Raw genomic sequence first — 2,603 nt, 5'->3', positions numbered from 1 at the left:
GATGTCTAAAACTCGCGTCATTTACCCGGGGACTTTTGATCCAATTACCAATGGTCATATTGATTTGGTCACACGTGCATCACGTATGTTTGATGAAGTGGTAGTAGCCATTGCCATTGGTCATCATAAAAATCCTGTCTTTAGTTTAGAAGAGCGTGTGAGCTTGGCCAAAGCATCATTAAGCCATCTTGATAATGTTGAGTTTGTAGGTTTTGATGGTTTGTTGGTGAATTTCTTCCGTGAACAAAAGGCAACGGCTGTGCTGCGAGGATTGCGTGCAGTGTCTGACTTTGAATACGAGTTCCAGTTAGCTAATATGAACCGTCAACTTGATTCACACTTTGAGGCGGTGTTTTTAACGCCGTCAGAGCAGTATTCATTTATTTCATCGACGTTGATTCGTGAAATAGCACGTTTAAAAGGTGATGTGACCAAGTTTGTACCGCAAGCTGTGGTTGCAGCTTTTGAGCGTAAACATCAACAAGGTTGGTAGAGTGTCTTTATATATAACCGATGAATGCATCAATTGTGATGTTTGTGAACCTGTGTGCCCCAATGAAGCCATCTTCATGGGGGAGCTGATTTATGAAATCAATCCAGACTTATGTACAGAGTGTATCGGACACTATGATAAACCCCAGTGTCAATTGTTCTGTCCAGTGGATTGTATTCCGCTTGATCCTAATCATGCGGAAACTGAAGATGAGCTCATGGATAAATATAAAAGGCTGATTGCTCAAAAAAGCGCAAGCAATTAAGTCTAAGATTTGATACTATGCGCCTCGAAGTGAGCCAGACGATCGCTGCTGTGGAGATCTCCGTGATTGAAGCAGGGGAGGAAAGTCCGGGCTTCATAGGGCAAGGTGCCAGGTAACGCCTGGGCGGCGTGAGCCGACGGAAAGTGCAGCAGAGAGTAGACCGCCTTCATTATGGTTTCGAGCAATCGAAATCGGAGGTAAGGGTGAAAGGGTGCGGTAAGAGCGCACCGCATGGCTGGTAACAGTTCATGGCATGGTAAACCCCACCGGAAGCAAGACCAAATAGGGATCCTTTAGGCATGGCCCATGCTGGATCCGGGTAGGTCGCTTGAGCGTATGAGTGATTGTACGCCTAGAGGAATGATCGTTCTCGACAGAACCCGGCTTATCGGCTCACTTCAACAAATTTTGATCAATTAAGCGCGCAAGGTACTTGACGTACTGGTGAGAACACCACATAATGCGCGCACAGTTTACGGCTATGTAGCTCAGTTGGTTAGAGCACCGCACTCATAATGCGGGGGTCACAAGTTCAAGTCTCGTCATAGCCACCATTTTAAAAGACCAAGCTCTCAGCTTGGTCTCTTTTTTTGTGCGTAAAAAATAGATTTGAATATGTCGATATAAAAAAGCCCAAACACATGTTTGGGCTTTTTTATTGGAGAAAGTGCTTATACGCCAGCTTTCCAGCCATTCATGATTGGGTAGCGACGTTCACGGCTAAATGCACGTGAGCTGATACGCGGACCAATTGCACCTTGGCGGCGCTTATACTCATTGAAGTCCACCAAACGAATGACTTTCTTCACTACTTCAGCATCAAAGCCTTTGGCAATAATGTCATCTTGGCTCATATCTTCTTCGATATAGGCGTAAAGGATTGCATCCAGTACATCATAGTGTGGTAAAGAGTCTTGATCCGTTTGGTCAGGGCGTAATTCAGCTGATGGTGGGCGAGTTATCACACGCTCTGGAATCACAGGTATTTCGGAAATACTGTTACGGTATTTTGCCAATTCAAACACGATGGTTTTGTACACATCTTTAAGTACAGCAAAGCCACCGACCATATCGCCGTAAAGGGTGCAATAACCGACTGAAAGTTCAGATTTGTTACCTGTAGACAGTACAAGGTTACCGAACTTGTTGGATAAGCCCATTAACAACGTACCACGTGCACGTGCTTGTAGGTTCTCTTCCGTGGCATCCGCAGGGGCATTGCCAAAGAATGGATACAGTGTTTGCATGAAGCTGTTTACAATCGGATTGATTTCCGCAATACCAAAGGTAATGCCCATAGTCTTGGCTTGAGCTGCTGCATCTTCTACGCTGATTTGAGAGGTGTAGGTATACGGCATCATCACAGCTTGTACCTTGTCGGCACCAATCGCATCTGCTGCAATTGCAAGGGTTAGGGCAGAGTCGATCCCACCTGATAAACCCAAAATCACCCCTGGGAAACCTGAGCGCTGTACATAGTCACGGGTCGCCATTACTAAGCTTTGATAAATCTCTGCCATCGTGTCTAAAGCAGGCGGCAGCGCATTGGCCTTAAAGGCTTGTTGTTCTGCTTCGTATTCAGCGAAATACAGGGATTCTTTAAAGCTTTCAGCTTGAAGTACAACTGAACCATTTTTGGCAATCACGAAGCTTGTACCATCAAAGATCAGGTCGTCTTGACCGCCGACTTGGTTGGCATAAACCAAGTTGAGGTTCATTTGTTTCGCCAATGCAGACATGGTTTCAACGCGATGCTGCGGCTTACCGACTTCATATGGTGAAGCATTTAAGACCAAAGCCGTTTCTACATTGAGCTGTGCTAATTGTTGTACTGTTGACAGTGAC

3 protein-coding genes, 1 tRNA gene and 1 other RNA gene are annotated in these 2,603 nt (G+C 45.5%); 4 read left to right on the top strand and 1 reads right to left on the bottom strand.

Annotated features, from left to right (window positions below):
- Window position 1: 1 nt before the first annotated feature.
- The 4 genes from coaD to B4F08_RS09380 all read left to right on the top strand — a co-directional run bounded on the left by coaD (window position 2) and on the right by B4F08_RS09380 (window position 1,312).
- Complete coding sequence (coaD, locus tag B4F08_RS09395) at window positions 2-493, top strand: pantetheine-phosphate adenylyltransferase (RefSeq protein ID WP_058870092.1); 492 nt, start codon at window positions 2-4, stop codon at window positions 491-493.
- Between the two features lies 1 nt (window position 494).
- Window positions 495-758, top strand: coding sequence for a YfhL family 4Fe-4S dicluster ferredoxin (locus B4F08_RS09390; protein WP_086208091.1), 264 nt, complete (start codon window positions 495-497; stop codon window positions 756-758).
- Between the two features lie 26 nt (window positions 759-784).
- Window positions 785-1,162, top strand: an RNA gene (gene rnpB / locus B4F08_RS09385) — RNase P RNA component class A.
- A 73-nt stretch (window positions 1,163-1,235) separates the two neighbouring features.
- Window positions 1,236-1,312: transfer RNA gene (locus B4F08_RS09380), tRNA-Met, on the top strand.
- A gap of 117 nt (window positions 1,313-1,429) precedes the next feature.
- On the opposite strand, the gene B4F08_RS09375 is transcribed toward B4F08_RS09380, so the two are convergent.
- Window positions 1,430-2,603: NAD+ synthase (locus tag B4F08_RS09375; protein WP_291374228.1), on the bottom strand; the 1,174-nt coding region annotated here is incomplete at its 5' end.

The sequence above is a fragment of the Acinetobacter sp. UBA6720 genome (genome assembly GCF_002454215.1).
GTDB lineage: Bacteria > Pseudomonadota > Gammaproteobacteria > Pseudomonadales > Moraxellaceae > Acinetobacter.
This window is presented reverse-complemented; position numbering and strand designations above follow the sequence as displayed.